At 68.1% G+C, this 25,396-nt stretch carries 23 protein-coding genes and 3 tRNA genes; 6 read left to right on the top strand and 20 right to left on the bottom strand.

What is annotated here, in order from left to right; all coding sequences use genetic code 11:
• Nucleotides 1-579: 579 nt before the first annotated feature.
• The 10 genes from rpsT to M5E06_RS13215 form a co-directional block, all read right to left on the bottom strand.
• On the bottom strand, nucleotides 580-840 hold the full coding sequence (gene rpsT, locus M5E06_RS13260; RefSeq protein WP_085087297.1) for a 30S ribosomal protein S20: 261 nt from the start codon (nucleotides 838-840) through the stop codon (nucleotides 580-582).
• A 206-nt stretch (nucleotides 841-1,046) separates the two neighbouring features.
• Nucleotides 1,047-1,823, bottom strand: a complete 777-nt coding sequence (locus M5E06_RS13255; protein WP_136704948.1) for an enoyl-CoA hydratase — start codon at nucleotides 1,821-1,823, stop codon at nucleotides 1,047-1,049.
• Between the two features lie 105 nt (nucleotides 1,824-1,928).
• Nucleotides 1,929-2,372 (bottom strand): hypothetical protein, encoded by a 444-nt coding sequence (locus M5E06_RS13250; RefSeq protein ID WP_252138492.1) that lies wholly within the window; start codon nucleotides 2,370-2,372, stop codon nucleotides 1,929-1,931.
• A 12-nt stretch (nucleotides 2,373-2,384) separates the two neighbouring features.
• Complete coding sequence (mutM, locus tag M5E06_RS13245; RefSeq protein ID WP_252138491.1) at nucleotides 2,385-3,227, bottom strand: bifunctional DNA-formamidopyrimidine glycosylase/DNA-(apurinic or apyrimidinic site) lyase; 843 nt, start codon at nucleotides 3,225-3,227, stop codon at nucleotides 2,385-2,387.
• 39 nt (nucleotides 3,228-3,266) lie between these two features.
• Nucleotides 3,267-4,217 (bottom strand): prolyl aminopeptidase, encoded by a 951-nt coding sequence (gene pip / locus M5E06_RS13240; protein ID WP_252138490.1) that lies wholly within the window; start codon nucleotides 4,215-4,217, stop codon nucleotides 3,267-3,269.
• A gap of 133 nt (nucleotides 4,218-4,350) precedes the next feature.
• Nucleotides 4,351-4,427: transfer RNA gene (locus M5E06_RS13235), tRNA-Arg, on the bottom strand.
• 132 nt (nucleotides 4,428-4,559) lie between these two features.
• Nucleotides 4,560-5,348 (bottom strand): ankyrin repeat domain-containing protein, encoded by a 789-nt coding sequence (locus M5E06_RS13230; protein WP_109155369.1) that lies wholly within the window; start codon nucleotides 5,346-5,348, stop codon nucleotides 4,560-4,562.
• Nucleotides 5,345-6,745, bottom strand: a complete 1,401-nt coding sequence (locus M5E06_RS13225; RefSeq protein ID WP_252138489.1) for a Tle-like phospholipase domain-containing protein — start codon at nucleotides 6,743-6,745, stop codon at nucleotides 5,345-5,347. Before M5E06_RS13225 ends, M5E06_RS13230 begins: the two co-directional genes overlap by 4 nt.
• Nucleotides 6,742-7,119, bottom strand: a complete 378-nt coding sequence (locus M5E06_RS13220; protein ID WP_109155367.1) for a hypothetical protein — start codon at nucleotides 7,117-7,119, stop codon at nucleotides 6,742-6,744. The genes M5E06_RS13225 and M5E06_RS13220 overlap by 4 nt, the downstream gene beginning before the upstream one ends.
• A 247-nt stretch (nucleotides 7,120-7,366) precedes the next feature.
• Nucleotides 7,367-7,443, bottom strand: a tRNA-Arg gene (locus M5E06_RS13215).
• Between the two features lie 236 nt (nucleotides 7,444-7,679).
• Between M5E06_RS13215 and gpt the strand changes: the two genes are divergently transcribed.
• Together gpt and M5E06_RS13205 are read left to right on the top strand one after the other, a co-directional pair.
• Entirely contained in the window at nucleotides 7,680-8,174 is a 495-nt protein-coding gene (gene gpt / locus M5E06_RS13210) for a xanthine phosphoribosyltransferase (protein WP_252138488.1), read from the top strand.
• Between the two features lie 166 nt (nucleotides 8,175-8,340).
• Nucleotides 8,341-9,981, top strand: coding sequence for a hypothetical protein (locus M5E06_RS13205; protein WP_252138487.1), 1,641 nt, complete (start codon nucleotides 8,341-8,343; stop codon nucleotides 9,979-9,981).
• 155 nt (nucleotides 9,982-10,136) lie between these two features.
• Here the strand turns inward: M5E06_RS13205 and M5E06_RS13200 are convergent, their stop codons facing one another.
• The 4 genes from M5E06_RS13200 to M5E06_RS13185 form a co-directional block, all read right to left on the bottom strand.
• The gene (locus M5E06_RS13200) at nucleotides 10,137-10,964 is read right to left on the bottom strand and encodes an ABC transporter permease (protein WP_252138486.1); all 828 of its coding nucleotides are present in this window, start codon (nucleotides 10,962-10,964) and stop codon (nucleotides 10,137-10,139) included.
• Entirely contained in the window at nucleotides 10,961-11,926 is a 966-nt protein-coding gene (locus M5E06_RS13195; RefSeq protein ID WP_252138485.1) for an ABC transporter permease, read from the bottom strand. The genes M5E06_RS13200 and M5E06_RS13195 overlap by 4 nt, the downstream gene beginning before the upstream one ends.
• Nucleotides 11,927-11,939: 13 nt before the next feature.
• Nucleotides 11,940-13,433, bottom strand: coding sequence for an ABC transporter substrate-binding protein (locus tag M5E06_RS13190; RefSeq protein WP_252138484.1), 1,494 nt, complete (start codon nucleotides 13,431-13,433; stop codon nucleotides 11,940-11,942).
• Nucleotides 13,434-13,545: 112 nt separating this feature from the next.
• Complete coding sequence (locus M5E06_RS13185; RefSeq protein ID WP_252138483.1) at nucleotides 13,546-15,339, bottom strand: extracellular solute-binding protein; 1,794 nt, start codon at nucleotides 15,337-15,339, stop codon at nucleotides 13,546-13,548.
• Between the two features lie 164 nt (nucleotides 15,340-15,503).
• Between M5E06_RS13185 and ppa the strand changes: the two genes are divergently transcribed.
• Complete coding sequence (gene ppa, locus M5E06_RS13180) at nucleotides 15,504-16,061, top strand: inorganic diphosphatase (protein ID WP_012975242.1); 558 nt, start codon at nucleotides 15,504-15,506, stop codon at nucleotides 16,059-16,061.
• 25 nt (nucleotides 16,062-16,086) lie between these two features.
• On the opposite strand, the gene M5E06_RS13175 is transcribed toward ppa, so the two are convergent.
• Entirely contained in the window at nucleotides 16,087-17,127 is a 1,041-nt protein-coding gene (locus M5E06_RS13175) for an NAD(P)H-binding protein (RefSeq protein ID WP_252138482.1), read from the bottom strand.
• A gap of 103 nt (nucleotides 17,128-17,230) precedes the next feature.
• Between M5E06_RS13175 and M5E06_RS13170 the strand changes: the two genes are divergently transcribed.
• Nucleotides 17,231-18,148: a LysR family transcriptional regulator gene (locus M5E06_RS13170; RefSeq protein WP_252138481.1), complete on the top strand. Its 918-nt coding sequence runs from the start codon at nucleotides 17,231-17,233 to the stop codon at nucleotides 18,146-18,148.
• Between the two features lie 2 nt (nucleotides 18,149-18,150).
• On the opposite strand, the gene M5E06_RS13165 is transcribed toward M5E06_RS13170, so the two are convergent.
• Nucleotides 18,151-19,101, bottom strand: coding sequence for an L-lactate dehydrogenase (locus tag M5E06_RS13165; protein WP_252138480.1), 951 nt, complete (start codon nucleotides 19,099-19,101; stop codon nucleotides 18,151-18,153).
• Between the two features lie 288 nt (nucleotides 19,102-19,389).
• Here M5E06_RS13165 and M5E06_RS13160 point away from each other — a divergent pair, with 288 nt between their 5' ends.
• Entirely contained in the window at nucleotides 19,390-22,086 is a 2,697-nt protein-coding gene (locus M5E06_RS13160; RefSeq protein WP_252138479.1) for a bifunctional acetate--CoA ligase family protein/GNAT family N-acetyltransferase, read from the top strand.
• 327 nt (nucleotides 22,087-22,413) lie between these two features.
• Here the strand turns inward: M5E06_RS13160 and M5E06_RS13155 are convergent, their stop codons facing one another.
• Genes M5E06_RS13155 through M5E06_RS13140 form a run of 4 tightly spaced genes read right to left on the bottom strand, consistent with a single transcriptional unit; the run spans nucleotide 22,414 to nucleotide 24,941 of the window.
• Entirely contained in the window at nucleotides 22,414-23,409 is a 996-nt protein-coding gene (locus tag M5E06_RS13155) for a magnesium transporter CorA family protein (RefSeq protein ID WP_252138478.1), read from the bottom strand.
• A complete protein-coding gene (gene folD / locus M5E06_RS13150) occupies nucleotides 23,406-24,311 on the bottom strand; it encodes a bifunctional methylenetetrahydrofolate dehydrogenase/methenyltetrahydrofolate cyclohydrolase FolD (protein WP_252138477.1) in 906 nt (301 codons plus the stop codon). Before folD ends, M5E06_RS13155 begins: the two co-directional genes overlap by 4 nt.
• 1 nt (nucleotide 24,312) lies before the next feature.
• The gene (locus M5E06_RS13145) at nucleotides 24,313-24,627 is read right to left on the bottom strand and encodes a DUF167 domain-containing protein (RefSeq protein ID WP_169055033.1); all 315 of its coding nucleotides are present in this window, start codon (nucleotides 24,625-24,627) and stop codon (nucleotides 24,313-24,315) included.
• A 29-nt stretch (nucleotides 24,628-24,656) separates the two neighbouring features.
• Nucleotides 24,657-24,941, bottom strand: a complete 285-nt coding sequence (locus M5E06_RS13140) for a YggT family protein (RefSeq protein WP_109073245.1) — start codon at nucleotides 24,939-24,941, stop codon at nucleotides 24,657-24,659.
• A 282-nt stretch (nucleotides 24,942-25,223) separates the two neighbouring features.
• Between M5E06_RS13140 and M5E06_RS13135 the strand changes: the two genes are divergently transcribed.
• Nucleotides 25,224-25,299, top strand: a tRNA-Ala gene (locus M5E06_RS13135).
• Nucleotides 25,300-25,396: the final 97 nt, after the last annotated feature.

The following is a 25,396-nucleotide window of genomic DNA, read 5'->3' as shown; positions in this document are numbered from 1 at the left end:
GCTCCCTTACTCCCGCTCCTTCCGCCGGCCGGCCCCACCGCCGTGGCGGCGCGGGATCACCCCGCAACCGGCCCCAAATCCGGTTCTGCAACCGGAATAGCCGCCCGTCTGGTCCAGCCCGGAAGACTCCGGGCAAGGATAACCCCGAACGGAACACCATACCCAAAAAGCACGCGCAAGAGTCGACGGGATCGTAAATCCCGCCCCAAGCACGACAGCTTGTAAGTAAAAGAAGATCGTGCGAACGACCGGGACTCAACAAGCCCTGATCCGGCGTAAGACCTTCAGTATTTCACTGCTGTGTTCAACCGGACACAGAGTGTTGCATCACCCCAATTCGTCCGGCCGAATGGATCAAAAGTCTAACGAGGCCGCGGAAATCTGGCAATGGGACAGATGGCGAACGGCCCAAAAAGATAAAAACGTTCGCTTTGACCACAAGACCGATCCCGAATCTCATACGCGGCCCTAAGAACAATCTAAGACAATTGTCGAGCATCCGCATATTTACTTTAAACGCAAAAAGCCGCGCCCCGAGTCACGGGCGCGGCTTTTTGAAAGCAGCGGATGAAGACTCGATCAGAGAGCCTTGATCGCAGCCGACAGACGCGACAGCTTGCGCGACACAGTGTTCTTGTGCAGCACGCCCTTGGACACGCCGCGCATCAGCTCCGGCTGAGCGGACTTGAACGCCTCGGCGGCGGCGGACTTGTCGCCGCTCTGGATCGCGCCCTCGACCTTCTTCACGAAGGAACGGATGCGGCTGATGCGGGCACGGTTGACTTCCGTGCGACGCTCGGTCTGACGAATGCGCTTTTCAGCGGACTTATGATTGGCCATGGAAACCCTACTCCGAACGACACGGCTGTCGTGATGCGAGCGCGCCTTATACGCGGCAGCGCACCCCGAGTCAAGGCGTGGTCGCCCGTTGATTTTGACTAATCGTAACTAAACGACATCTTGATGGGATCTGGTCCGTCCCCCGCAAGATGCAGGGGACGGCTCAGCAGGCAGAGTCAACGCCGGGTTGGCGCTGTATCGGCGACTCAGCGATTCTTCCAGCCGGGCTGGCGCTTCTCGGCGAAGGCCGCCATGCCTTCCTTCTGGTCTTCGGTGGCGAAGGTCGAATGGAACAGGCGGCGTTCGAAGCGGATGCCCTCGGCCAGGGTCGATTCATAGGCGACGTTGACCGCCTCCTTCGCCATGGCGATGACCGGCTGCGACAGCGAGGCGATCTTGGTGGCGACCTTCACCGCCTCCTCGACCAGCTCGGCGGCCGGGACGATGCGGGAGACGAGGCCGCAGCGCTCGGCCTCGGCGGCGTCGATCATGCGGCCGGTCAGGACCATCTCCATCGCCTTGGACTTGCCGACGAAGCGGGTCAGGCGCTGGGTGCCGCCGGCGCCGGGGATGGTGCCGATGGTGACTTCCGGCTGGCCGAACTTGGCGGTGTCGGCCGCCAGGATGAAGTCGGCCATCATCGCCAGCTCGCAGCCGCCGCCGAGCGCGAAACCGGCGACCGCGGCGATGGTCGGCTTGCGGCACTTGGCCAGCCGCTCCCACTTCGCGGTGATGAAGTTGGAGTTGTAGACATCCATATAGGAGAAGCCGGCCATCTCCTTGATGTCGGCGCCGGCGGCGAAGGCGCGCTCCGACCCGGTGACGACGATGGCGCCGATGGCGGAATCGGCCTCGAAGGCGTCCAGCGCCTGGCCCAGCTCGGTCACCAGCTGGTCGCACAGCGCGTTCAACGCCTTCGGACGGTTCAGCGTGATCAGGCCGACCGGGCCGCGGGTCTCGACGAGGATGGTTTCATAGGACATGGCTGCAGCACTCTCCCGATGGGGCGAGCCCGGTTGCCTCCGGGACTCGTGGTTGTTGAGATGTTCGATCCTGAACCGGCGCGAGTATGGCGGGTGTCCCCGCGATCAGCGCGGCGTCAAAGTGAAGCGGACGGCGGTCGCGGCCTTCTGACCAGTGCCTTGGCCGGCCGGCTTGGGGAACTCCAGCCGCAATTCCTCGCCCTCGCGGACGAAGACGCGGTCGGCGGTCCGGCGCCAGCCAAGCTGCGGCAGGGTCTGGTCGTAGAAGGCCAGCACCGCCTGACGCGGCACCTCGCCCGACAGCACGGCCTGGACGATCCGCCCGCCCGGCTTGTCGAAAACTAGCGGTTCCGATTCGGCGGTCGCCAGCCCGGGCATCACCGGAACGTCGGTGAAGCCGGGGACGAACGGCCCGGACTCGGCAAAAGCCGGTGGGGCCGCTTGAGCCGGAGAAATGGGAACGAGGAAGCTCCCCAGGCCCGCGACCGCGGGGCCGGCAAGGAGGAAAGCGGCGGACGCCGCCCGGAGCATGGCCGGTAGAGCCGTCATGCCCCAGCTATATCACCGTTGGCGCGCCGCACAAAAGAAAGTCGAGCGGCCTGACTGTACAATCCGCTGAACGCCCCCCGTCCGGGCACGGTCGCAGTCGCAATCGGGGCAGCCCTCCCCCTCCCGGTCGTAGACGGCGAACTGGTGCTGGAAATAGCCCAGTTCCCCCGACGCCTGCCGGTAGTCGCGCAAGGAGGAGCCGCCGGCGGCGATCGCCCGCTCCAGCACCTCGCGCACCGCGGTGGCGAGCCGGTCAACCTCCGCGGCCGTCAGGCTGGCGGATGTCCGGGTCGGCAGAATGCCGGACTGGTACAGCGCCTCCGACACATAGATGTTGCCGAGCCCGGCGACGATGCTCTGGTCGAGCAGGGCGGCCTTGATCGGCGTGATCTTGCCGGCCAGCCGGCGGGCCAGCTCGGGACCGGAGAACTCGTTGCCCAGCGGCTCCGGTCCCAGGTTGCGCAGCATCGGGTGGTCGCCCAGCGCGTCGGCCACCGTCAGGTCCATCAGCCCGAAGCGGCGGGCGTCGTTGAAGGTCACCACGGTCCCGGCGTCGGTCTCGAATACCACATGGTCGTGCTTGTCGAATGCGTCGGGCCGTTCCGGCGCGATGATCATGCGGCCGGACATGCCGAGATGGGCGATCAGCACGCCGCCGTCATCCAGATGCATCAGGATGTATTTGGCCCGCCGCCGCACCGACTCGACACGCCGGCCGGTCAGCCGTTCGCAGAAGCGCGGCGGAAAGGGGGTGCGCAGGTTCGGCCGCCGCTGCTCCACACGGACCAGCCGCCGGCCTTCGAGATGCGGGGCGAGGCCCCGGCACACCGTCTCGACTTCGGGAAGTTCAGGCATCGGCAGAGTGTGGGGTGGGTGGGATGGAAGTTAAAGCCCTTACCGATACTCTTTAAACCGCTCGGTCGCCTGAATCAGCGCGGCGCGGATGCCGGGTTCCATGGCGGAGTGGCCGGCATCGGGGACGATGCGGTAGTCGGCTTCCGGCCAGGCGCGGTGCAGCGCGTCGGCGGAGATCACCGGGCAGACGATGTCGTAGCGGCCCTGGACGATCACCCCCGGCAGATGGCGGATGCGGGAGACGTCGCGCAGCAGCTTGTCTTCCGGCGTGAAGCGGTTGGAGCGGAAATAATGCGCCTCGATCCGCGCCAGCCCCAGGGCGTGGCGGTCCTCGCCGCTGGCCGCGATCAGGTCGGGCGACGGCAGCAGGGCGGAACAGCTGCCCTCATAGATGCTCCACACCCGCGCCGCGGCCATGCGCACCATCGGGTCGGCCGAATCGAGCCGCTTCCAGTAGGCCTCCAGCAGATCGTCGCGCTCGTCCTCCGGGATATGGCCGGCGAAGGCGGCCCAGGCCTCGGGGAAGAGGATGCGCATGGAATAGAGGAACCAGTCGATCTCCGCCTTCCGCATCAGGAAGATGCCGCGCAGGATCAGGCCCAGGCAGCGGTCGGGATGGGTCTGGGCATAGGCGAGCGCCAGCGTCGAACCCCAGGAGCCGCCGAACAGGTGCCAGCGCTCGATGCCAAGGTGCCGGCGCAGCGTCTCGATGTCCTCGACCAGCCGTTCGGTGGTGTTCTCGCGCGTTTCGCCCAGCGGCGTGGAGCGGCCGGCGCCGCGCTGGTCCATCACGACGATGCGGTAATGGGCGGGGTCGAAGAAGCGGCGGTGGGTGGGCGAGGCGCCGGCCCCCGGCCCGCCATGCAGGAACATCACCGGCACGCCGCGCGGGTTGCCCGCCTGCTCCCAATAGACCGTGTGGATCCCGTCGACGGCGAGGGTGCCGGTCTGGAACGGGTCGATGGGCGGATAGAAGTCGCTGCGGGGCATGGCCATGCATCCAGTGGTCCGGGCCACAAGTGTAGAGGAGCCACCGGGGCTTGCGCCAGCACGACGAAGTCGCGAAACGACAAAGGCCGCCCGGAGGCGGCCTTGCATGTCGATCATATCTTTCTGGAGAAGATGGCGCGCCCGAAGAGATTCGAACTCCTGACCCTCAGATTCGTAGTCTGATGCTCTATCCAGCTGAGCTACGGGCGCGCTGTGTCGTCTTCCCTGTCGGCACCGGCGGCAGGCCGTCGGCGTCGAGGCGCGCAACCTACTCAAAAGCTTCACCGGGCGCAAGCGCTTTTCTTCAAAAAATTTCCGGCGCGTCGCCCGGCCCGTTTCCGCCTACAGCCGGTCGGCCAAGCCGGCACAATCCAGCACCACGCCGCGCCGCGCGAAGGCGGCGAACAGGCCGCGCACCGCCTCGCGATGGGCCGGCGGAATGCGCAAGGGGCGCTGTCTGGTGAAGAAATTGCAGAAGGACTCGCCGGCGGTGAACTGGGTGCGACCGCCGGGGCTGCGCCAGTCGGTGCCGGCCCCCAGCTCGAGCAGTGCCGTGGCGCTCGCCCAGCTCATGCTCTCCACCGCCGCCAGGAGCGGCGTCGCGTTGCCCCATACGACATTGAGATCGACGCCGGCGCGGGCCAGCAGCCGCAGATGCTCCGGCTGGTCGGAGCGCACGGCCTCGTGGATCACCGGCTTGTCGTTGCTCCCACGGGCATTGGGATCGGCCCGCCCGGCCAGCAGGACGCGGGTGAAGGCGGGGTCCTCCAGCCGCACCGCATACATCAGCGGCGGCTCGCCCCCCGCCGTCTTGACGTTCGCGTCGGCACCGGCGGCCAGCAGCGCCTTGGCCGTCTCGTTCGTCGGAGCGGGAAAGATGAAGAAGATCGGGCGGAAGCCGTCGCGGCCGACGCCGTTGGGGTCGACGCCGCTGCGCAGAGCCTCGACCACCTTCGATACGCGGCCTTCCTGCACGTCGTCGGCCAGGGCCGCCAGCTTCGGATCGTCGAAATAGCGGCTGGTGTCCAGTCTGCGGGCGGTGGCGCCCATGGCATTGCTCTCCTGACTCATTGCACATCCGGCGGCGAGGACGACCGCCAGCATCACACGGAAGACCAGCCGGAGGATCATCCGGACGCCCCCTGCCCCGATGCCTCTTGCCCCGATCCCTCTTGCAAGGTGGCGACGTCCTCGCTCTTCTCGCGCTCGATGCCGTTGATGGCGCTGAGGATGGAATGCTGCCCGCCAGGGCTGGTCATCGGCACCGGCTTGCCGGCATCGTCGAGCGCCGGGATGGTGACGACCGGCCCGATGGCCGGCGGCAGCAGGTTGCCCTGACTGACGAGATTCTTCAACGCGCGGGGCAAAGCGGTGGTTCCGCCTTCAACCAGCTGGCGCGTGTCGGGCGAGAGGAACGGGAAGCCCAGCTTGTCGGCGATGAAGTTGCCGGCGGCCACAGGCATGCCGATCCCGGACCCCAGACCGCCGGCCAGCAGCCCGACCCCCGATTGCAGGGCGGCCGAATTCTGGACGCCGGTCAGGGGATCGCCGGGTGTCCGGAACTGCAGGAAGTCCGAGGGATCGCCGGTGTCGCCGCCGACCGTCTTGGGATTGAGACCGGCCGCGTTGAACATCATGCCGGTCAGGCCGCCGGACACGCCTGCCGCCTGCGCCTTGCCGCCGCCGAGCGAATGGCCGGTGACCATGACGTCGGGGCCGAGCTTGTTGGCGACGTTGGCGCCGAGTTGGGCGGCAGCCTTGTACTGGATCGTCTCGCCCCCCAGCGCCTGATCCATGTTGGTCTGCAGATCCTCCATCTCGCTCGGCACCGTGCCGCGGAAGGCGAGGACCGTCTGCTGTCCGCCCGGCCAGTCCGCCGGGGTGCGGTAGATCGTGGCCTTGGCGTCGCGCAGCAGCGCCGGATCGATGCCGGCCTTGTTCAGTTCCGAGTCGCTCATGGCCGTCCAGCCGAGCGGCGGATCATTCTTGGGCGGCTTGCCGTACTGGTCGTAGGTGTCGCCCGACAGGCGGGCCAGTTCGACCGCCCGGTTGTCGCGGGCCAGCCGTTCGGCCGCCGCCTTCTGCGCAGGGGTGCTGCCGGCGCCGCGCCCCTTGTCGATCAGGGATTGGCGCTGGTTCAGCCGGTCGATCTTGGCCTCGACCGAGTTCGGACAGGCTTCGACCACCCGCTGGCGCGGCGTGCGGGCCGGGGACAGCTGCTCTTTCGCCGCCTTGTAGAGGCGGCCGACCACCGGCTGCGACTCCATCGCCTTGTCGGCGAGGTAGGCGGTGCCCTGGACCGCCGCCTTTCCGGTCTCGGCGGCGGCGCGCATGCCAAAGCCGGCAACGCGGCCGGTGGCCTTGGCGGTCTCGACCACCGCATCGCTTGCGGCACCGGCCGCCGATTTGGCCATATCGGCCGCCGCCGAGATCGCGGCCTGCGCAGAGGAGGCGGCCCGCACCGCGGCTTGGCGGGCGGCGTCGGAGGCCGCCGCGTAGGCCTCGGCCAGAGCATCACCCCAGCTCATGCCGCGCCGTCCTTCCGGCCTTCCGCCAGCAGGGCGAAGAGGGTCAGGGCGGTGCGCTCGACCCCATCGGCCTTTTCGGTCGGCGTCAGTGCCGGATCGTTCAGGATTTGGGACATGGCCGGAAAGCGGCGGTCGAAGTCGATCCCCATCGTCCAGGCCGTGACGATGTAGCGGCCGAGGTCGCGCTCCGTCTCCAGCCCGTATCCGCGCGCCCGCTCATATTGCTGGCGCAGGGTCTGCCGTCCCTCGGCGGTGTCGAGAACCGGGCCGGCCTTGGGATCCGACTGTGTCAGGATGCGGATCATCTTCCGCAGGAACCCTTCCACCGCCAGCGTTTCGACCTGCCGGTCCGAAAGCGTGAGACCGGTTGCCATGCCTCTCTCTTCTGCTCGTCAAAAAACGGATCGCAGATCGACAGTAAGGGAGCAACCGAAGACGCAACAGTAATTTCAAGGGGCGAAGGCCGGGCGGGCGGGAACCGGCGATCCAAGTCCGGCGCAAGATGGGCCGGTGAAATTTGGCAGTGGCGCCAGAGCGACCAAGCCTGAAAACGCAAAAAGCGGCCGAAGGGCCGCCTGCTGTCAAATCGCCGAATTTTCAGAACCTGTATTCGAAGCAGAATGGCGCGCCCGAAGAGATTCGAACTCCTGACCCTCAGATTCGTAGTCTGATGCTCTATCCAGCTGAGCTACGGGCGCGCTGTGTATTCTGCGACGGTCGGCAGTGTCACCTTCCGTCCATCCCGGCGTCGGCGGCGGGCCGTCGGCGTCGAGGCGCGCAACATACTCAAAGCCCCCCGGCCCCGCAAGCGCTTTTTTCACGAAATTTCGGCAGCCCTGCGGCGTCGGAGCATGGGCATACAAATAGCCCCCGATTGCCCGGCGGCGGCGGCTGGGTTATACAGTCCGCTTGCTGTTTTTGGAGAGTCAGTCCCGTGGCCGAAGCCCCCTTCAACAAGCATTTCCCGGTGTCCTGGGAAGAGCTCCACCGCAATGCCAAGGCGCTGGCCTGGCGCCTGATCGACCGCGGCCCGTGGAAGGGCATCATCGCGATCACGCGCGGCGGCATGGTTCCTGCGGCGATCATCGCGCGCGAGCTTGAGATCCGCATGATCGACACCGTCTGCGTCTCCAGCTACGACCACCAGCAGCAGCGCAACGCGACGGTGCTGAAGGGTGTCGAGGGCGCCAACGCCGGCGACGGCGAGGGGTGGCTGATCATCGACGATCTGGTGGACACCGGCAAGACGGCGGAAGTCGTGCGCAAGATGCTGCCGAAGGCGCATTTCGCCACCGTCTACGCCAAGCCGGCCGGCCGGCCGCTGGTCGACACCTTCATCACCGAAGTCAGCCAGGACACCTGGATCCACTTCCCCTGGGACATCGAGCTGCAGTTCTCGCAGCCGATCGCCAAGCTGCGGCAGGGCTGAGCGGTTCCGTCCACGGCGCGGCCGCCCGCATCCGCCGGGGGCCGCGCCTGGAGCCTGCGCCTTCTCCGGGTCATTACATAAAAATTTACCGTTTGCGTCCTAAATGACGCGCGGCGGCGCCTCCGCGCCCGCCTATCGCTTCCCAACATCGCGTGGCGGCCCGCGCATGACCGACGAAATACGCCCGGAAGAGCTGCACCAGGACGAGCTGCGGCACAAGATCGACGCCCTGGTGGCGCGGCTGCCGGCCAGCCTCGTCTACAGCCTGCTGAGCGAGATCGAGGGCATGGACAGCGAGCCGACCGACCGTGTCCAGCTCGTCCGCCAATATGTCATCGAGTATCTGAACCGCCAGCGCACCAACCGCGCCCGGCGCCTGTTCACCAACCTGTTCGAAGCCTTCCTGATCGACGACGACGTGCTCTATCACGGCGGCGTCGCCGTCCCCGGCATGCTGCAGCGGGTCGATGTCGGCGCCCTGTGGGAGGCGTTGAGCCGCGACGCCTTTCCGCTGCTGGCGGTGGAGGCGCAGGAGACGCTGGACGAGATGGCCCGCGGCGAGGTGATCGACCGCATCCTGCGCTCCCCCGTCGCCATGGTGATGAAGGAGCGGATGCGGGTCGCCGCGGTGAAGCATCTGGATGCCGTACTGGCCAACAAGAAGTCGACGGAGGAGCTGCTGGCCGGCATGTCGCGCAACCGGCCGCGCCGCACCCGGCTGATGTCGGGCTTCCTGGAAAAGACGCCGACCATCGATGTCAACACGCTGCGGCTGATGCATCTGGTGCTGACCCATGCCGAGGGGGCGGGCAAACCGGTCGCCGAGCGGCTGGAGGAGTTCCCCGCCAGTTGCGGCGGCGAGGCGGAGGCGAACCGGCTGGCCGACCGGCTGCTGGACGCGACGGACCAGCTGCGCGACCGCTGCGGCGATGATCTGGCGAATTTGCTGCCGCTGTCGGTGCTGACGGTGAAGCGCAACTATCCGGTGGCGGCGCTGTATATCCGGCAGAGCGGCGTCGATCCCGGCCGCGGCGACGCCATGACCGCGGCGCTGACCGGCCATTTCATCGGCGTCACCCGCGCGCTGACCGCGGCGCTGACCGTCATCCTGAAGCTGAACGACCGGGTCCCCGGCTCCGCCATCCGGCCCAGCGCCAAGGAGAAGGCACGGCTGGAGGCGCTGGTGCAGCGTCTGGACCAGCTGGTCCACGCCGCCACCTCGGCCGGGCTGATGGAGGACCGCCGCAGCGAGCCGGCCTTCCGCAACGCCTGGACCCAGGCGGCGAAGATCATCGGGTCGCGTGTCGCCGCGGTGGCGATGGAACGCTCCGCCCAGGCGGCAGCCGCCCGGCGCCAGCCGGTGATCGACCATGCCGACGTCGTGTGGCTCGACCGGCTGCTGTGGCGCTGGCAGGCGATGTCGCGCGATTTCGGCTTCGAGACCTACGATCTGGTGAAGTGGCGCGAAAGCCTGCTGGAGGAGCTGCGCGCCAATGTCGAAAAGGCGATGAAGTTCGAGGAGACCGACCCGCTGGACGAGCGGATGGAGCATCTCCTGCGCATCGACGGCATCGCCGGCGTGTTCGGCCAGCGCGTCAGCGCCTGGATCCCCACCTTCAGCCACAACATGACCCGCCTGCTGTCGCACCGGCTGGAGCGCGGCGGCGAGCTGGGCGCGGACGAGCAGGCGATCATCGACGACCTCGTCGCCACGGCGCGCACCGAAGTCGGCAAGTCGCGCTATTGGAAGAGCAACGAGCTGATGGACCTGATCGAACTGTCGGAGCGGACGCGGTCGGTGGGGTGAGGGGTTGCTGCTGACGGTGCCCCCTCCCTAACCCTCCCCCACCTTCGGTGGGAGAGGGGACTGCCGCTGCTTCGGCAGTTAGGTCACGCCGACAAGCGTTCTACCCCCTCTCCCGCGAAGCGGGGGAGGGATGGGGAGGGGGCACCGTCAGCCGACTACATAACCCCCGACGACCGATGCCGCGGGTCGAGCCAATCCCGCAGGCCATCTCCCAACATCGTCAGCCCCATGACGCTCAGCGCAATCGCCACACCCGGAAACACCGCCTGCAAGGGCGCGGTGAACAGGTAGGTCTGGGCGTCGCCCAGCATCCGGCCCCAGCTGGGGCTTGGCGGCTGGATGCCGAGGCCGAGGTAGCTCAGCGCCGCCTCGTTGACGATGGCGACGGCGAACAGCACGGTGGCCTGGACCACGATGATGCCGGCGATGTTGGGCAGCACATGCACCAGCGTCGCCGACGCAGGACCCCGCCCCAGCGCCAGCGCCGCCCCGACGAAGGGCCGCCGCCACACCGCCAGCGCCGCGCCGCGGGTGACGCGGGCCAGCACCGCGGCATTGAACAGCGCCAAAGCCAGCACGACGTTGACCGCTCCGGCGCCCATTGCCGCGGTCAACAGGATCGCCGTCAGCACGGCCGGAAAGGCGAAGACCAGATCGCCCAGCCGCGCCACCACCTCGTCCCCCCAGCGGCCCAGACCGGCGGCCAGCAGCCCCAGCGGCACCCCTCCCAGCAGGCCGAGCCCGACCGCCGCCGCCCCGACCACCAGCGAGTTGCGGGCGCCGACCATGATCATCGACAGCACGTCGCGCCCGAAATGGTCGGTGCCGAGCCAATGGGCGGCGCTGGGCGGCTTCAGCCGGGCGATCACCCGCACCTGCTCCGCCGGGTAGGGAGTCCACAGCAGCGACAGCAGCGCCATGGCAACCAGCAGCAGGGTCAGCGCGACGCCAAGATAAAGGGAGAGCGGAAGACGCCGCCTCACGACGACAGTCCCTTTGGGCGGGGATCGGCGAGCGCGCAGGCAATGTCGACCAAAGCGTTCACCACCACGACGAACAGCGCCAGCAGCACGACCACCCCCTGTACCACGATCAGGTCGCGCTGGCCGATGGCTTGATAGAGCAGCCTGCCCAGCCCCGGCAGGGTGAAGACATTCTCCACCACCACCGCCCCAGCCACCAGGAAGGAGATCTGCAGCCCCAGCACCGTCGCCACCGGGATCAGGGCGTTGGGCAGGGCGTGGCGCAGCAGCACCGCGCTGCGGCTGACGCCCTTGGCGCGGGCGGTGCGGATGTGGTCCTCGGCCAGCGTGTCGAGGACGGCGGTGCGGGTGACGCGGGCGAGGATGGCGGCCTCCGGCAGCGCCAGCGCCAGGGCGGGAAGCAGCAGCGCATGCAGGGCCGGGCCGATTCCGCCGCTCCAGCCGGGCCCAGTCCAACCAGGGAATCCGCCGGCCGGGAACCAGTGCAGGGTCAGGGAGAACAGCAGGATCAGCAGGATGGCGATCCAGAAGCTGGGCATCGACACGCCGAGCTGAGAGAAGCCGAGCACCGCCCAGTCCCCGCCCCTGCCCCGCCGCGCCGCCGCCAGCAGACCGAGCGGCAGGGCCAGAGCCGTGCTGATGACCAGCGACAGCAGGGCCAGCGGCAAGGTCACCGCCAGCCGTTCCGCCACCAGCTCCGCCACCGGGCGGGCGTAGGTCAGGCTGACGCCCAGGTCGCCGCGGGCAAGCGCGCCGGCCCACTGCAGGTAGCGGGTAAGGATGGGCTGGTCGAGCCCCATCTGGCTGCGCAGGGCCGCCAGCGTGTCGGGCTGCGCGTTGACACCCAGCATCAGCAGGGCCGGGTCGCCGGGAACCAGCTGCAGCACCGCGAAGACCACGATGCTGGCCAGCCAGACGGTGACGATCAGGCTGACCAGCCGTCGCAGCAGGAACGCAATCACGCGGGGGCTATCCTTACTTCCAGGAAACGCCGGTGACGTCGTTGGCCTGGATCGGGCGGTTCACCCACATGCCGGTCAGGCCGGCCTTCTGCACCGTCACCGACGGCAGCATGAAGAGGAAGCCGTTGACCGCATCCTCCGCCAGCACCTTCTGCTCCTCGCCGTAGAGGGCGTTGCGCTTGGCGGGATCCTGGGTGCGGTTCAACTCGTCGTTCAGGGCGTTGAAGCGCTCGCTCTTGTAATTGAAGTAGTAGTCGGGCCGGGCGTAGATGTCGATGTCCAGCGGCTCGGTATGGGCGATCATGGTCAGGTCGTAATCCTTGCCCTTGAACGTCTTTTCCAGCCAGGCCGCCCATTCCACCGGCTCGATCTTCGCGCGGATGCCGACCTCCGCCAGCATGGCGGCGATCAGCTCGCCGCCTCGGCGCGCATAGGGCGGCGGCGGCAGGCGCAGCGTGGTGTCGAAGCCGTTGGGGTAACCGGCCTCGGCCAGCAACGCCTTCGCCTTGGCCGGGTCGTAGGGATACATGCCGGTCAGGTCGACATAGCCCTCGCGGTGCGGCGGGAAATGGCTGCCGATGGCGACGCCGTTGCCGTAGAGCACGCCGTCGATCAGCGTCTTGCGGTCGATGGCATAGGCCATGGCGCGGCGGACGCGGACATCGTCGAAGGGCTTGCGGGCGTTGTTGGTCGACAGGATGGTCTCGCCTTCCGTCGAGCCGACCATCACCGTGAATTTCGGGTCGTTGCGGAACTCCGGCAGCGCCTCGTAGGTGCTGAACAGGGTGAAGGCGTCGATGTCACCGGCCTTCAGCGCTGCGACCTGGGCGGCGGGGTCGCTGATGAAGCGGAAGGTGACGCGGTCGAGCTTCGGCTTCAGTCCGTCATAGTCCGGGTTGCGGACAAGGACGACGCGGTCGCCGGCGACCCAGCGGTCGAACTTGAAGGGACCGGTGCCGACCGGCTTCTGCTTGTTGGTCGCCGCCGATTCCGGGGCGACGATGGCGGCGTCGCCGCTGGCCATGTGGAACAGGAACAGGCCGTCGGGGCGCGACAGGGTGACGACCACCGTCTGCGGGTCCGGCGTCTCCACCTGGGAGATCGGGGCGAAATAAGCCTTCTGGGCGTTGACGGAGTCGGCGGCGCGGGCGCGGTCGAGCGTGAACTTCACGTCGGCGGAATCGGCGGCGGTGCCGTCATGGAACTTCGCGTTCGGACGCAGGGTGAAGCGGTAGGTCAGCCCGTCGCCCGACACCGTCCAGCGTTCCGCCAGACCGGGGACCAGCTTGCCGTCGGCATCGACACGCAGCAGCGGTTCGAACAGGTTGGCGTAGGTGACTTCCTTGATGGCGCCGGCCGCACCGGCGGTCGGGTCCAGATGCGGCGGCTCCAGCGCCATGCCGACGACGAGGTCGGTGCGCGGCTGGGCCGTTGCCGTCAGGGATGTGGCGGCCAGCGCCAGCGCTGCTGCGGCAGCCAGGGTGAAACGCTGCTTGGCGGTCGACATGGTTGGCAAACTCCCCCGTCTCGTCGTTATCGACGTTCTCTTTGCCGCGATGATGCGGTGCGGCGAGGGAGAGCGCAAGCGAAGCCGCCGGCCGTTTTCATTGTCGCGACGGCTATTCCACCCACCAGCTTTCCAGCATCGGGCCATAAAGCGGGGTGACGGCGGAGCGGTGCAGGGTCGACCAGCGGGCGATGCGGTCCACCGGGCTGTGGAACAGCGGAACCATGTAATGCCCCCACAGAAGAACCCGGTCCAACGCCCGCACCCGACCGACCAGGGCGGCCCGCGTCGTGGCGGCGGCGATGGACCGGGCGAGCGCATCGACCACCGGGTCGCGGATACCGGCAAGGTTGCGGCTACCCTCCTGCCCGGCCGCATCGGATCCGTAATAATAGAGCTGCTCGTTGCCCGGCGACAGGCTGGATGCCCACCAGCGCATGGTCATATCGAAATCGAAACCATCCAACCGGGCCTGGAACTGGGCACTGTCGACCGTGCGGACGCGCGCCTCGATGCCCAGCGGTTCCAGCGAACGGGCGAACTCCAGCGCCACCCGTTCCTCCGCCGGGTCGGACAGGAGAATTTCGAAGGCGAAACGATTTCCCGCCGCATCGGTCAGCCTTCCGTCGCGCACCCGCCAGCCGGCCTGCTCCAGCAGCCGCAGCGCCTCGCGCCGGTTGGCCCGCAGGCCGCCGGGGCCGTTCCCGCTGTCTGGCAGGGTGAAGGGCTTGGTGAAGAGGTCCGGCGGCAGGCGGTCGCGGAAAGGCTCCAGCGCCTGCAACTCCTCCCCCTCCGGCAAGCCGTGGGCGGCGAGTTCGGAGTTGGGGTAGTAGCTGGCGGTGCGGGTCAGCAGGCCGTGGAACAGGTTGCGGCCGATCCAGTCGAAATCGGTCGCCATCCCTAGCGCCCGGCGCACCCGGACATCGGCGAAAATCGGCCGGCGGGTGTTGAAGATCAGGCCGCGCGCCGGTTCTGGGCGGTGGTTCGGCAACTCCTCGCGAATGATGCGGCCGTCGCGCAGGGCCGGGCCATCGTAGCCGGTGGCCCATTTCGCCGGATCGCTTTCGTAACGAACGTCGCCCTGCCCGGCCTTGAAGGCTTCCAGCGCCACGGAATCGTCGCGGTAATAGTCGAACTCCAGACGGTCGGCGTTGAACTGGCCGACACGGACCGGCAGGTCGCGGCCCCAATAGTCGCGCACCCGCTCGTAGACGATGCGGCGGCCGGGATCGACAGCGGCGACACGGTAGGGACCGCTGCCCAGGATCGGCTCCAGCGTCGTACGGCTGAAGTCGCGGCCCGCCCAGAAGGCCTTGGAATGGATTGGCATCAATCCCATCAGCAGCGGCATCTCGCGGTCGATGCTGCCGTCCGGGTTGGGTGAGAAGGCGAAGCGGACGGTCTGCGGGTCGGGCGCCTCGGCCGCCGTGACCTTGGCGTAGAACAGGCGGCGGTTGGGGGTGCCGTGCAACCGCTGCGCCTCCAGCGAGAACAGCACGTCGGCGGCGGTCACCGGCGTCCCGTCATGCCAGCGCGCCTTGGGGTTGATGTGGAAGGTGACGGCGGAGCGGTCGTCGGCCACCTCCACCCGGTCGGCCAGCAGGCCGTAGAGCGAGAAGGGCTCGTCCCACGACCGCGTCAGCAGCGTTTCGAAGACATAGCCCATCCCCAGCGCCGGCACGCCCTTGACGATGTGCGGGTGCAGGCTGTCGAAGCTGCCGGTCACCGCCTGCCGGATGGTGCCCCCCTTGGGCGCCGCCGGATTGACGTAGGGAAAGGCGGTGAAGTCCGGCGGCAGCGCAAGGTCACCATGCATGGCAATGCCGTGATGGGGGGACTCAGCCACCGTCGGATGGGGCGCCAGCAGAGCCAGAAGGATGAGGAGAAGGACGATCGGGCGGGCCATGGCCGTCAGGGTTGCCGCTTTGCCGCACCTGCGCAAGAGCCAGCGCAAGTTCCTTGGACTCAGGGTGCGTTCCGCCTAAACTCCCGCCCCGCGTGGCGCCGGACCGGGCATCGGCGCCAAAACAAGAACGTGCCCTGAATACGCCAGTCGAAGGAACGCGATACATGGATCTGAGCAAGCTCGCCGCGGGCAAGAACGTGCCCTGGGACGTGAACGTCGTCATCGAGATTCCGATCGGCGGCCAGCCGGTGAAGTACGAGGTCGACAAGGACTCGGGCGCCGTGTTCGTCGACCGTTTCCTGCACACCGCGATGTTCTATCCCTGCAACTACGGCTTCATCCCGCACACCCTGTCGGGTGACGGCGATCCGGTGGACGTCTGCGTCGTCGGCCAGCACGGCGTCGTCCCGGGCGCGGTCCTGCGCTCGCGTCCCATCGGCGTCCTGTACATGGAGGACGAGGCCGGCGAGGACGAGAAGCTGCTGGCCGTTCCGGTCGACAAGCTGCACCCGTTCTACACCGACGTGAAGAACTACACCGACCTGCCGGCCATCGTGACCGAGCAGATCGCCCACTTCTTCGAGCACTACAAGGATCTCGAGAAGAACAAGTGGGTGAAGGTCCGCGGCTGGGGCAACGCCGAAGAGGCCGCCAAGAAGATCGAGGAAGGCCTGGCCCGCGCCCTGGAAGCCAACAAGGGCAACCCGGGTCCAGTGGTCTGAGGGTAGTGGTTTGAACCGTGCGGCCTCAGCCCTGTCGGCTTAGAGCCACACGGTCGGGCATGCATCTCCCCGCCTCCGGCATATCCGCCGGCTGCGCGGGGAGATGCCCCAATCCAACAAGCGTCCGGCGCACCGCGAGGTCCAGCGGCGTGTGCGGTTCCTCGCCCAAAAAGTCCAGCAGGCGGCGGTTGTCCAGCCGCACCGGCTGTTGCCAGAGATAGCGCATCTCGCTGATCTCGCGGAGCAGCGGCACCGCCAGACCGCCCAGCCGCAGCATCCACCACGGTATCCGCCGCACCGGCAGGTCGGGTTCGCCGAACGCGCGGGCGATGGCGGCGACCATTTGATCGCCGTCGGCGTCCCAATGTCCATCCATATGGAACATCGCGTCATCACCCAGGTCCGCCTCGCGGTCGAGCAGGCGCATCGCCGTTTCCGCCACGTCGGGTAGATAGGCCCATTGATGGCCGATCCCCCGCCGGCCGGGCTGAGCGATCCGGGTCGGCGGCTTGCCGGGCGTCAACAGGCCCTGGCTGAACCAGCTGCCGCCGGGACGCGGGCCGAAGAAGTCGCCACAGCGAAGGATCAGCAGCTTCGCCCCCTGCCCCACCGCGCGGTGCAGGCGGCGTTCCATCTCCACCCGGATGGCGCCCTTACGGGTGAGCGGGTTCTGCGCCGCCGTTTCCGGGATCAGCGGGAAGACGTCGGGGCCATAGTTGTAGACGGTGCCGGGCAGCAGGATGCGGGCGCGGTTGGTACAGGCCGCGGCAATGCTGTTGTCCAGCATGGGTAGAACCAACCGGTCCCAATCCCGGTAGCCGGGCGGGTTCACCGCATGGACGATCAGCGCCGCCCCCTCGGCCGCAGCCAGCACATCGGCGGCGTTCATCGCGTCGCCGACGATCCAGTCGATGCCGTCCGACCGCGGCGACTCCGCCGGCTTGCGACGCAGGCCGCGCACCGTCCAGCCGCGCGCCGCCAGCGCCCGCGCCATTTCGCCGCCGATGCCGCCGGTCGCCCCCAGAACCAGGGCGGTCCTGTCCGTGCCGGTCGCCTGCCGTACCATACGCTGCCTCCATCGCTCTTGCGGTCCGTGATGGAGGGAAGGATGAGCCAGGGGATGGCTGAACGGAATTGTCGAACTGCGGCTATCCGCTATACTGAAATCGATGAACCCGCCGCCACCCAGCTGGGACCTCTACCGCAGTTTCCTGGCCGTGATCCGTGAAGGATCGCTGTCGGCGGCGGCGCGCGCCCTGGGGTTGACACAACCGACGCTGGCCCGCCACGTCGCGGCGCTGGAGGAGGCGGTCGGCGGCTCCCTGTTCGTGCGCTCGCCGCGCGGGTTGGACCCGACCGACGCGGCCCTGGCCCTGAAGCCGCAGGCGGAGGCGCTGGACAGGGCAGCCGCCAGCGTGTGGCGCACGGCGTCCGGTTTGGGAGCCGGCCCGGAAGCCGATGTGCGCGGCACCGTGCGGGTCACCGCCAGCGAGGTGGTGGGCGCCCGCATCCTGCCGGCGATCCTTGCCGGCCTGCGGACCCGCCATCCGGCGCTGGAGGTCGAGTTGGTGCTGTCCAACTCGGTCGATGACCTGTTGCGGCGTGATGCCGACGTTGCCGTCCGCATGGTGGAGCCGGACCAGCAGGCGCTGCTGGTGCGACGGATCGGCAGCATTGCGCTCGGCATGTACGCCCACCACGACTACCTCGACCGCCACGGCATTCCACGGCAGCTGGAGGATCTCGGCCACCACAGCCTGATCGGCTTCGACCGCGAGACGCCCGACATCCGCGCCATGATGCGGCGGATGCCGGCCATCGCTCTGCCCCGCTTCGCTCTACGGTCCGACAGCCATCTGGCCCAGCTGTCAGCCGTCGAGGCCGGGTTCGGCATCGGCATCTGCCAGGTCCCGCTGGCACGCCGGAACCCCGACCTGCGGCGGGTGCTGGCGGACGCCTTCGACATGCCGATGGGCATGTGGGTCGCCATGCACGAGGATCTGCGCTCCACCCCGCGCTGCCGCGCCGTCTTCGACGGGTTGGCGGCGGGCCTGAGGGATCACGTGTCAGCGGATCACGTGACGTAGCATCAACTGGTCCAGCCCATCCGACGTTCGACGCCGTCCGCCGCCTCCTTCAGGATTTCGGCGCTGCGGCGAAGGGCGGTTTCCTCCTCTGTCGACAGGTTGGGCAGGACGGTGTCCACCACGCCGCCGGCGCCGATGACCCGGGGTAGTGACAACACCACCTGCGGCACCCCGCAGACATCGTCGGTCAGCATGGCGCAGGTCGCCACCAGCCGTTCGTCGGCACCGATGGCCGACACCAGGCGGGCTAGCCCGCCGCCGATGCCGAAGGCGGTGTGGCCCTTGCCGTTGATGATGCGGTAGGCGGCGCGGCGCACCCCCTCGTCGATGACGGCACGGTCCTCCGCCGTCAGGCTGCGGCGGAGCTGGGCGGCCGCCTGTTCCACCGGCAGGCCGGCGACGGTGGCGCTCGACCACAGCAGAACTTCCGAGTCGCCATGCTCGCCCACCACATGGGCGTGGACGGAGCGCGGCGTCACCGCCAGCTGTTCGGCCAGCAGGGCGCGGAAGCGCGCGGTGTCCAGCACGGTGCCGGAGCCGATGACCCGGTTGCGCGGCAACCCGCTGATCCGGGTGGCGATCTGCGTCATCACGTCGACCGGGTTGCTGGCGACGAGCAGAACGGCGTCGGGGGCGGCCTTCAGCACCTGCGGAATGATGGCGCCGAACACCTTGGCATTGCGTTCCAGCAGTTCCAGCCGGGTTTCGCCCGGCTTCTGGGCGACGCCGGCCGACAGCACGACCACCCCCGCCCCCTCCAGCGCGGCATAGGAGCCGGCGCGGACGGTGACGGCATGGGTGAAGGGCACGGCATGGGCGATGTCCTGCGCCTGGGCCTGGGCCAGCGCCTCGTTCATGTCGACCAGCACGACCTCGCTCGCCGCACCGGTGGTCACCATGGCGAAGGCGGCGGTGCTGCCGACGAACCCGGCCCCGACGATTCCGACCTTCATGAACAGGCTCCTTTGCGCAGGTTGACGACTGGTCCGGCGGACAGCTTGGCGGCGGTCGGTGCCCCACCGCAAGGCGCAAGGCGACAACTCCCCCTTGTTTTCGTCCCTCTGCTCGTTTTCAACAGGCGCGACGAAACGCCCCCTTGCCCAATGGTCATACCAGCCCGTAATGTTGCGCCGCAGCAAATGGCGGGGATGAAAGTCCGGGCTTGCGCTGTTCGTCATCAAAATCGTCGGCATCCCGTGGCAGACTGGGGCCGGCGCCTTTTCCCAGCACCGGATCCGGTCATGACCGTTCGCAACCTCGACAAGCTGTTCAAGCCCGCCTCGATCGCCCTGATCGGCGCCAGCCGCAAGCCCGGAACGGTGGGGGCCGTGGTGGCCCGCAACCTGTTCCAGGCCGGATTCGACGGCCCGGTGATGCCGGTCAACGCGACCGAGCGCGCGGTGGAAGGGGTGCTGACCTACAAAACGGTGGACAGCCTGCCGATCACGCCGGACCTGGGCGTCATCTGCACCGCCCCCGACACGGTGGCGGCGACCATCGACGCGCTGGGCAAGCGCGGGACCAAGGCCGCCATCGTCATGACCAACGGCATGTCGGCCGAACAGACGCAGGCGATGCTGGAAACGGCGAAGCCCTATCTGATGAGGGTGCTGGGACCGAACAGCCTGGGCGCCATGGTGCCGGGCCGCGGCATGAACGCCAGCTTCGCGCCGGTGGCGCCGCGCAAGGGCGACGTGGCGCTGGTGGCGCAGAGTTCCATGGTGCTGACCTCGGTCGCCGACTGGGCGACCTCGCGCGGGATCGGCTTCTCGCATCTGGTGTCGCTGGGCGACCGCGGCGACGTGGATTTCGGCGACCTGCTGGACTATCTGGCGTCCGACGTCACGGTGCGCGCCATCCTGCTCTATATCGAGAGCATCACCCAGGCCCGCAAGTTCATGTCAGCCGCCCGATCCGCCTCGCGCCAGAAGCCGGTGATCGTCATCAAGGCCGGCCGGTCGGACGAGGCGCAGGAGGCCGCGGCGTCGCACACCGGGGCCTTGGCGGTGTCGGACGCCGTCTATGACGCGGTGTTCCGCCGGGCCGGCGTGCTGCGGGTGAACGATCTGGCCGAGCTGTTCGACGCCGCCGGCACGCTGGGCACCGGGGTGCCGATCACCGGCGACCGGCTGGCGATCCTGACCAACGGCGGCGGCATGGGCGTGATGGCCACCGACAAGCTGATCCAGGCCGGCGGCCAGCTCGCCGCACTGGCCCCGGAGACGCAGGAGGCGCTGGCCAAGGCACTGGGTCCGCAGCCGGCCGGCGCGCCCTTCCGCAACCCGCTGCGCATCGGCGCCGACGCCACGCCCAAACGCTATGCCGAGGCGCTGAACGCGCTGATGCAGGACACCGGCAACGACGCGGTTCTGGTCCTGCACTGCCCGTCCGCCCTGACCGACAGCGAGGCCATCGCCCAGGCGGTGGCGGAGACGGTGCAGGCCAACAAGGGACGCCGCCACCCGGTGCTGACCAGCTGGATCGGCGACCAGTCGGCGATGGAGGCGCGCAAGCTGTTCGCCGACGCCCGCATCCCGACCTACAACGGTCCGTCCGACGCGGTGCGCGCCTTCATGCATCTGGTGCGCTACCGCCGCAGCCAGCAGCTTCTGATGGAGACCCCGCCGTCGGTGGCGGAGGATTTCCAGCCAGATGAGATCACCGTGAAGAAGGTGGTCTCCCGCGCCATGGCCGAGAAGCGCGAGTGGCTGAGCGAGTTCGAGGCCAAGCGCGTGCTGGCGGCCTACGGCATCCCGGTGGTCGATACCCGCGTCGCCGAGACGCCGGAGGAGGCGGCCAACGCCGCCCGCGTCATCGGCGGGCCGATCGCGCTGAAGATCCTGTCGCACGACATCACCCACAAGTCCGACGTCGGCGGCGTCGCGCTGGGCCTGACCAGCCCGGAGGACGTCAAGGCCGAGGCCGAGGCGATGCTGGGCCGCGTCGCCGAACTGGCGCCCGAGGCGCGGATCGAGGGCTTCACCGTGCAGGAGATGGCCGTCTGCCCCGACGCCTATGAGCTGATCGTCGGCATGACCGAGAACGAGATGTTCGGCCCGGTCCTGCTGTTCGGCGAGGGCGGCATCGGCGTGGAGGTGGTGGAGGATTACGCGCTGGCCCTGCCGCCGCTGAACATGAAGCTGGCGGCCGAGCAGATGAGCCGCACCCGCATCCATCGCCAGCTGCAGGGCTATCGCTCGCGCGCGGCGGTCGATCTGGACGCGGTGGCGCTGACGCTGAACAAGGTCAGCCAGCTGGTGGTCGATTTCCCCGAGATCGCGGAGATGGACATCAACCCGCTGCTGGCCGACGCCGACGGCGTGCTGGCGCTGGACGCCCGCATCAAGGTCGGCGTGCCCGTGTTGGCGGGGGCGGCGCGGCTGGCGATCCGGCCATACCCGAAGTCGCTGGAAGACCGCATCACCATCAAGGACGGCCGCCAGTTCTTCGTCCGCCCGATCCTGCCGGAGGACGAGCCGCTGGTGCATCATCTGGTGGAGAACCAGACGGCCGAAGACCTGCGCCTGCGTTTCTTCGCGCCGCTGAAACGGCTGTCGCACCAAGCGGCGGCCCGGCTGACCCAGATCGACTACGACCGCGAGATGGGGCTGATCGCCGTCGGTCCCGACCCGCAGACCGGCGAGACCATCATGTATGGCGTGGTGCGCATCACCGCGGATCCCGACAATCGCCGCGCCGAATATGCGGTGATGGTGCGGTCCGACATGAAGGGCCAGGGGCTGGGCTATATCCTGATGAACAAGATCCTGGATTACGCCCGCTCGCGCGGCATCAGGGAGGTCTATGGCGAGGTTCTGCGCGAGAACACCAACATGCTGAACATGTGCCGCGCCCTGGGTTTCGTCCGCAAGGAGAACCTGGACGAGCCCGGCGTGGTCGAGGTCCGTATCGAACTGGGTGGCGGGCTGGCGGCCTGAGGGTTCTTATACCGGTGGTTGACTATGGATCGGGATGAGGCAATATCAGGCTTGGCGGGCAGGGGCGCCTATCCCCTGCCCGCCGGCCCGATCCTTACCGGTAGAGGTCAAGCAACCGCTTGACGATCTCCAGCACGAGGATCAGGAGCTTGAGGATATGCATCATCCTCTTCACTCCTCGTAAGCGGCGGGGATGGCGGCCAGTCCGCCATCCCGTCCGCGCCGCCACTGTGACGCACGCATAGGTGTTGCGGAAGCGCTTTTACTCGCAAAATCGGGAATTTGAGGGACTGCGGCATGCCGTCGCGGCGGCGGCCTCCCCGTCCCTTACAGCCAGCCGCGCCGGCGGAAGTACCAGAGCGGGACCACCGCCGACAGCACCATCAGCAGGATGGCCATGGGATAGCCGAAGTCCCAGTCCAGTTCCGGCATGTGCTTGAAATTCATGCCATAGGCCGACGCGATCAGCGTCGGCGGCATCAGCGCCACCGAGACGACCGAGAAGATCTTGATGATGGCGTTCTGTTCGATGTTGATCAGGCCCAGCGTGGCGTCGAGCAGGAAGTTCGCCTCGTGCGCCAGGAAGCCGGCATGCTCGGTCAGGGACCGCAAGTCGCGCGTCATCGTCTTCAGCGCGGTCTTCTGTTCCTTGTTCAGCCGGCCGCCGCTGACCGAGGTCATGAACACCACCAGCCGGTCGAGCCCGGCGAGGCTGTCGCGCACCTTGTGGGTGAGGTCGCCGGCCCGGCCGATGCCGCGCAGCACGTCCTGCAGTTCGTCCGGCTTCTTGGCCGCCCTGCCGAAGCCGCCGCCATCCAGCGAATCGTCGAAGACACGGGCCGATAGCTCGTCGATGCGGCCGCCGACCAGTTCCAGCACGTCGGCCACCCGGTCGATCACCGCGTCCAGCAGGCCGAACAGCGCGCTTTCCCCCGTCGCCAGCAGTTCCGGCTGGCGGACACAGCGGGCGGCGAAGGTGATGACCGGCAGCGGTTCGGTGTAGCGCAGGGTGATGAGTTGGCGCGGGGTCAGCACGAAGGTCAGCTCGCCCTGCTCCGGATGGGGCGAGGTGGCGCGCGAGATGATGGGAGAGGTCATGTAGATCCCCTCCCCCTCGACATAGAGCTGGCTGGAGGCCTCGATCTCCTTCATCTCCTCGCGCGTCGGCAGGTCGCAGCCGGTCAGCGCGCCGACATGGCCGCGCTCCGCTTCCGTCGGGCGCAGAAGATCGATCCAGACCGCGCCGACCGGCAAGTCCTCGCCGAGTTCCAGCGGCTGGCGCACCACCCGCCCGTCTTCGGCACGGGCATGGACGGTGATCAAAGGGCGGCCTCTGCCGGCACCGGTGCGCCGGCGGCACGGCAGGCGGCGGCCAGCGTGTTCAGCATCAGGCAGGCGATGGTCATCGGGCCGACACCGCCAGGCACGGGCGTGATGGCGCCGGCGACCTTCACCGCCTCGTCGAAGGCGACGTCGCCGACCAGACGGGTCTTGCCCGGCTCCGGCGCCGCGATGCGGTTGATGCCAACGTCGATCACCGTGGCGCCCGGCTTGATCCAGTCGCCGCGCACCATCTCCGGCCGGCCGACCGCCGCGACCAGGATGTCGGCGCGGCGGCATTCCTCCGGCAGATCGGCGGTGCGGGAATGGGCCATCGTCACCGTGCAGTCGGCCTGCAGCAGAAGCTGGGCCATCGGCTTGCCGACGATGTTGGAGCGGCCCAGCACCAGCGCGCGCTTGCCCTTCAGGTCGCGGCCCAGCGTGTCGCGGATCAGCAGCAGGCTGCCCAGCGGTGTGCAGGGCACGATGGCGCCCGGCTGGCCGGTGGCGAGCAGGCCGGCATTGACGACGTGGAAGCCGTCGGCGTCCTTTTCCGGAACGATGCGGGCCAGCACCTTCTGAGTGTCAATGTGCTTGGGCAGCGGCAGCTGGACCAGGATGCCGTGCACCGCCGGATCGGCGTTCAGACGGTCGATCAAGGCCAGCAGGTCGGATTCGGCCATGTCGGCCGGCTCGTGATGGTCGAAGCTGTTCATGCCGAGTTCGACCAGCGCCCGCTCCTTGGAGCGGACATAGACCTGGCTGGCCGGATCCTCGCCCACCAGCACGACGGCCAGACCGGGGGTGACGCCATGGCTGGCCTTCAGCGCCGCCACGCCGTCCGCTACCCGCGCACGCAGGCCGGCCGCAAAGGCCTTGCCGTCGATGATCTTCGCGTCCGCCATGCTACTCTCCACCCTCGCTACCCACATCGTCGATCAGGGGTGACAGCCGCGCCAGCAATGCCGCCGGGTCGCCCGCCACATGCAGAATCTTGTTCCGGTCGGTGGCGCCGGCCACCACCGTCAGGCTGGTCTTGGGCAGTTTCCATGCCTTCGACAACAGTTTTATGACGGCCTCGTTGGCTTTGCCATTTTCCGGCACCGCCGTGACCGCCAGTTTCAGAACCTTCCCCCCACCGGCCTTGTCGGCCGTGCCGGTCACCGCATTGCGCGACGCCTTGGGTGTCACCCTAAGTGCGACGCGCAGGCCGTCGGCCACCGCCTCGATGGGGGAGGATGCCGCCACTGTCAGAAGCGCGGCCAGTATTGCGCCAGCAGGTTCTGGATGAAGGAGATCGCCAGCAGCACGACGATCGGCGACAGGTCCAGCCCGCCCATGTTGGGCAGGACGCGGCGGATCGGACGCAGCACCGGCTCGGTGATGCGGTACAGGAAATCCCCGATCAGATAGACCGCGCGGTTGCGCGTGTTCACCACGTTGAAGGCCACCAGCCAGCTGAGGATCGCCGACAGGATCAGGACCCAGAAGAACAGGTCCAGGATGGTGTTGATGAGCAAATACAGCGCGATCATGCCGGGCCAGCTCCAGTGCGGTTTTTGCGACGGCCGCGCGCAGCGCACTGCGCGACGGGCGCCAGCCTTTTCCGGGCACCCTAAGCATAAGCGCGGAGGCCTGTCCAGTACGGCGGCCCGCCGATCGCCCGAGCGGCCTGCGGCGGATCGGCCGTCCTACGCCCCTTCCTGCGCCATCCCACACCCACTTCATTTTTTCTGAATCAAGCGCTTGACAGCACCCCCCGTCATGGACAATATCCGCGCCACGCCGGGGCGACGAAGACGCCACGGTGTGAGTGTGGGGCCGTAGCTCAGCTGGGAGAGCGACGCGTTCGCAATGCGTAGGTCGGGAGTTCGATCCTCCTCGGCTCCACCATTTCCCCCTTCCCCGGAAGGGTGAGACAAGTTGATGGATCGTCAGCGGGCGTTGCCGGAAACGGCATCTGGCCCGCTTTTTTGTGTTCGCGCGTCAG

It is taken from the genome of Azospirillum sp. A1-3 (assembly GCF_023806445.1).
Classification (GTDB): Bacteria; Pseudomonadota; Alphaproteobacteria; order Azospirillales; family Azospirillaceae; genus Azospirillum.
Note: the sequence above shows the minus strand (reverse complement) of the source record. Positions and strands in the feature narration are given on the sequence as shown.

Bases quoted from the DNA above. Each gene is read 5' to 3' on its own strand.
- M5E06_RS13175 (WP_252138482.1), bottom strand. From the start codon at position 17,127: ATGGTACGGCAGGCGACCGGCACGGACAGGACCGCCCTGGTTCTGGGG.
- M5E06_RS13220 (WP_109155367.1), bottom strand. From the start codon at position 7,119: ATGGCAACCGGTCTCACGCTTTCGGACCGGCAGGTCGAAACGCTGGCG.
- mutM (WP_252138491.1), bottom strand. From the start codon at position 3,227: ATGCCTGAACTTCCCGAAGTCGAGACGGTGTGCCGGGGCCTCGCCCCG.
- M5E06_RS13205 (WP_252138487.1), top strand. From the start codon at position 8,341: ATGACCGACGAAATACGCCCGGAAGAGCTGCACCAGGACGAGCTGCGG.
- M5E06_RS13165 (WP_252138480.1), bottom strand. From the start codon at position 19,101: ATGAAGGTCGGAATCGTCGGGGCCGGGTTCGTCGGCAGCACCGCCGCC.
- M5E06_RS13190 (WP_252138484.1), bottom strand. From the start codon at position 13,433: ATGTCGACCGCCAAGCAGCGTTTCACCCTGGCTGCCGCAGCAGCGCTG.
- M5E06_RS13255 (WP_136704948.1), bottom strand. From the start codon at position 1,823: ATGTCCTATGAAACCATCCTCGTCGAGACCCGCGGCCCGGTCGGCCTG.
- folD (WP_252138477.1), bottom strand. From the start codon at position 24,311: ATGGCGGACGCGAAGATCATCGACGGCAAGGCCTTTGCGGCCGGCCTG.
- M5E06_RS13230 (WP_109155369.1), bottom strand. From the start codon at position 5,348: ATGATCCTCCGGCTGGTCTTCCGTGTGATGCTGGCGGTCGTCCTCGCC.
- rpsT (WP_085087297.1), bottom strand. From the start codon at position 840: ATGGCCAATCATAAGTCCGCTGAAAAGCGCATTCGTCAGACCGAGCGT.
- M5E06_RS13140 (WP_109073245.1), bottom strand. From the start codon at position 24,941: ATGATCGCGCTGTATTTGCTCATCAACACCATCCTGGACCTGTTCTTC.
- pip (WP_252138490.1), bottom strand. From the start codon at position 4,217: ATGCCCCGCAGCGACTTCTATCCGCCCATCGACCCGTTCCAGACCGGC.
- M5E06_RS13170 (WP_252138481.1), top strand. From the start codon at position 17,231: ATGAACCCGCCGCCACCCAGCTGGGACCTCTACCGCAGTTTCCTGGCC.
- M5E06_RS13225 (WP_252138489.1), bottom strand. From the start codon at position 6,745: ATGAGCTGGGGTGATGCTCTGGCCGAGGCCTACGCGGCGGCCTCCGAC.
- M5E06_RS13185 (WP_252138483.1), bottom strand. From the start codon at position 15,339: ATGGCCCGCCCGATCGTCCTTCTCCTCATCCTTCTGGCTCTGCTGGCG.
- M5E06_RS13160 (WP_252138479.1), top strand. From the start codon at position 19,390: ATGACCGTTCGCAACCTCGACAAGCTGTTCAAGCCCGCCTCGATCGCC.
- M5E06_RS13250 (WP_252138492.1), bottom strand. From the start codon at position 2,372: ATGACGGCTCTACCGGCCATGCTCCGGGCGGCGTCCGCCGCTTTCCTC.
- ppa (WP_012975242.1), top strand. From the start codon at position 15,504: ATGGATCTGAGCAAGCTCGCCGCGGGCAAGAACGTGCCCTGGGACGTG.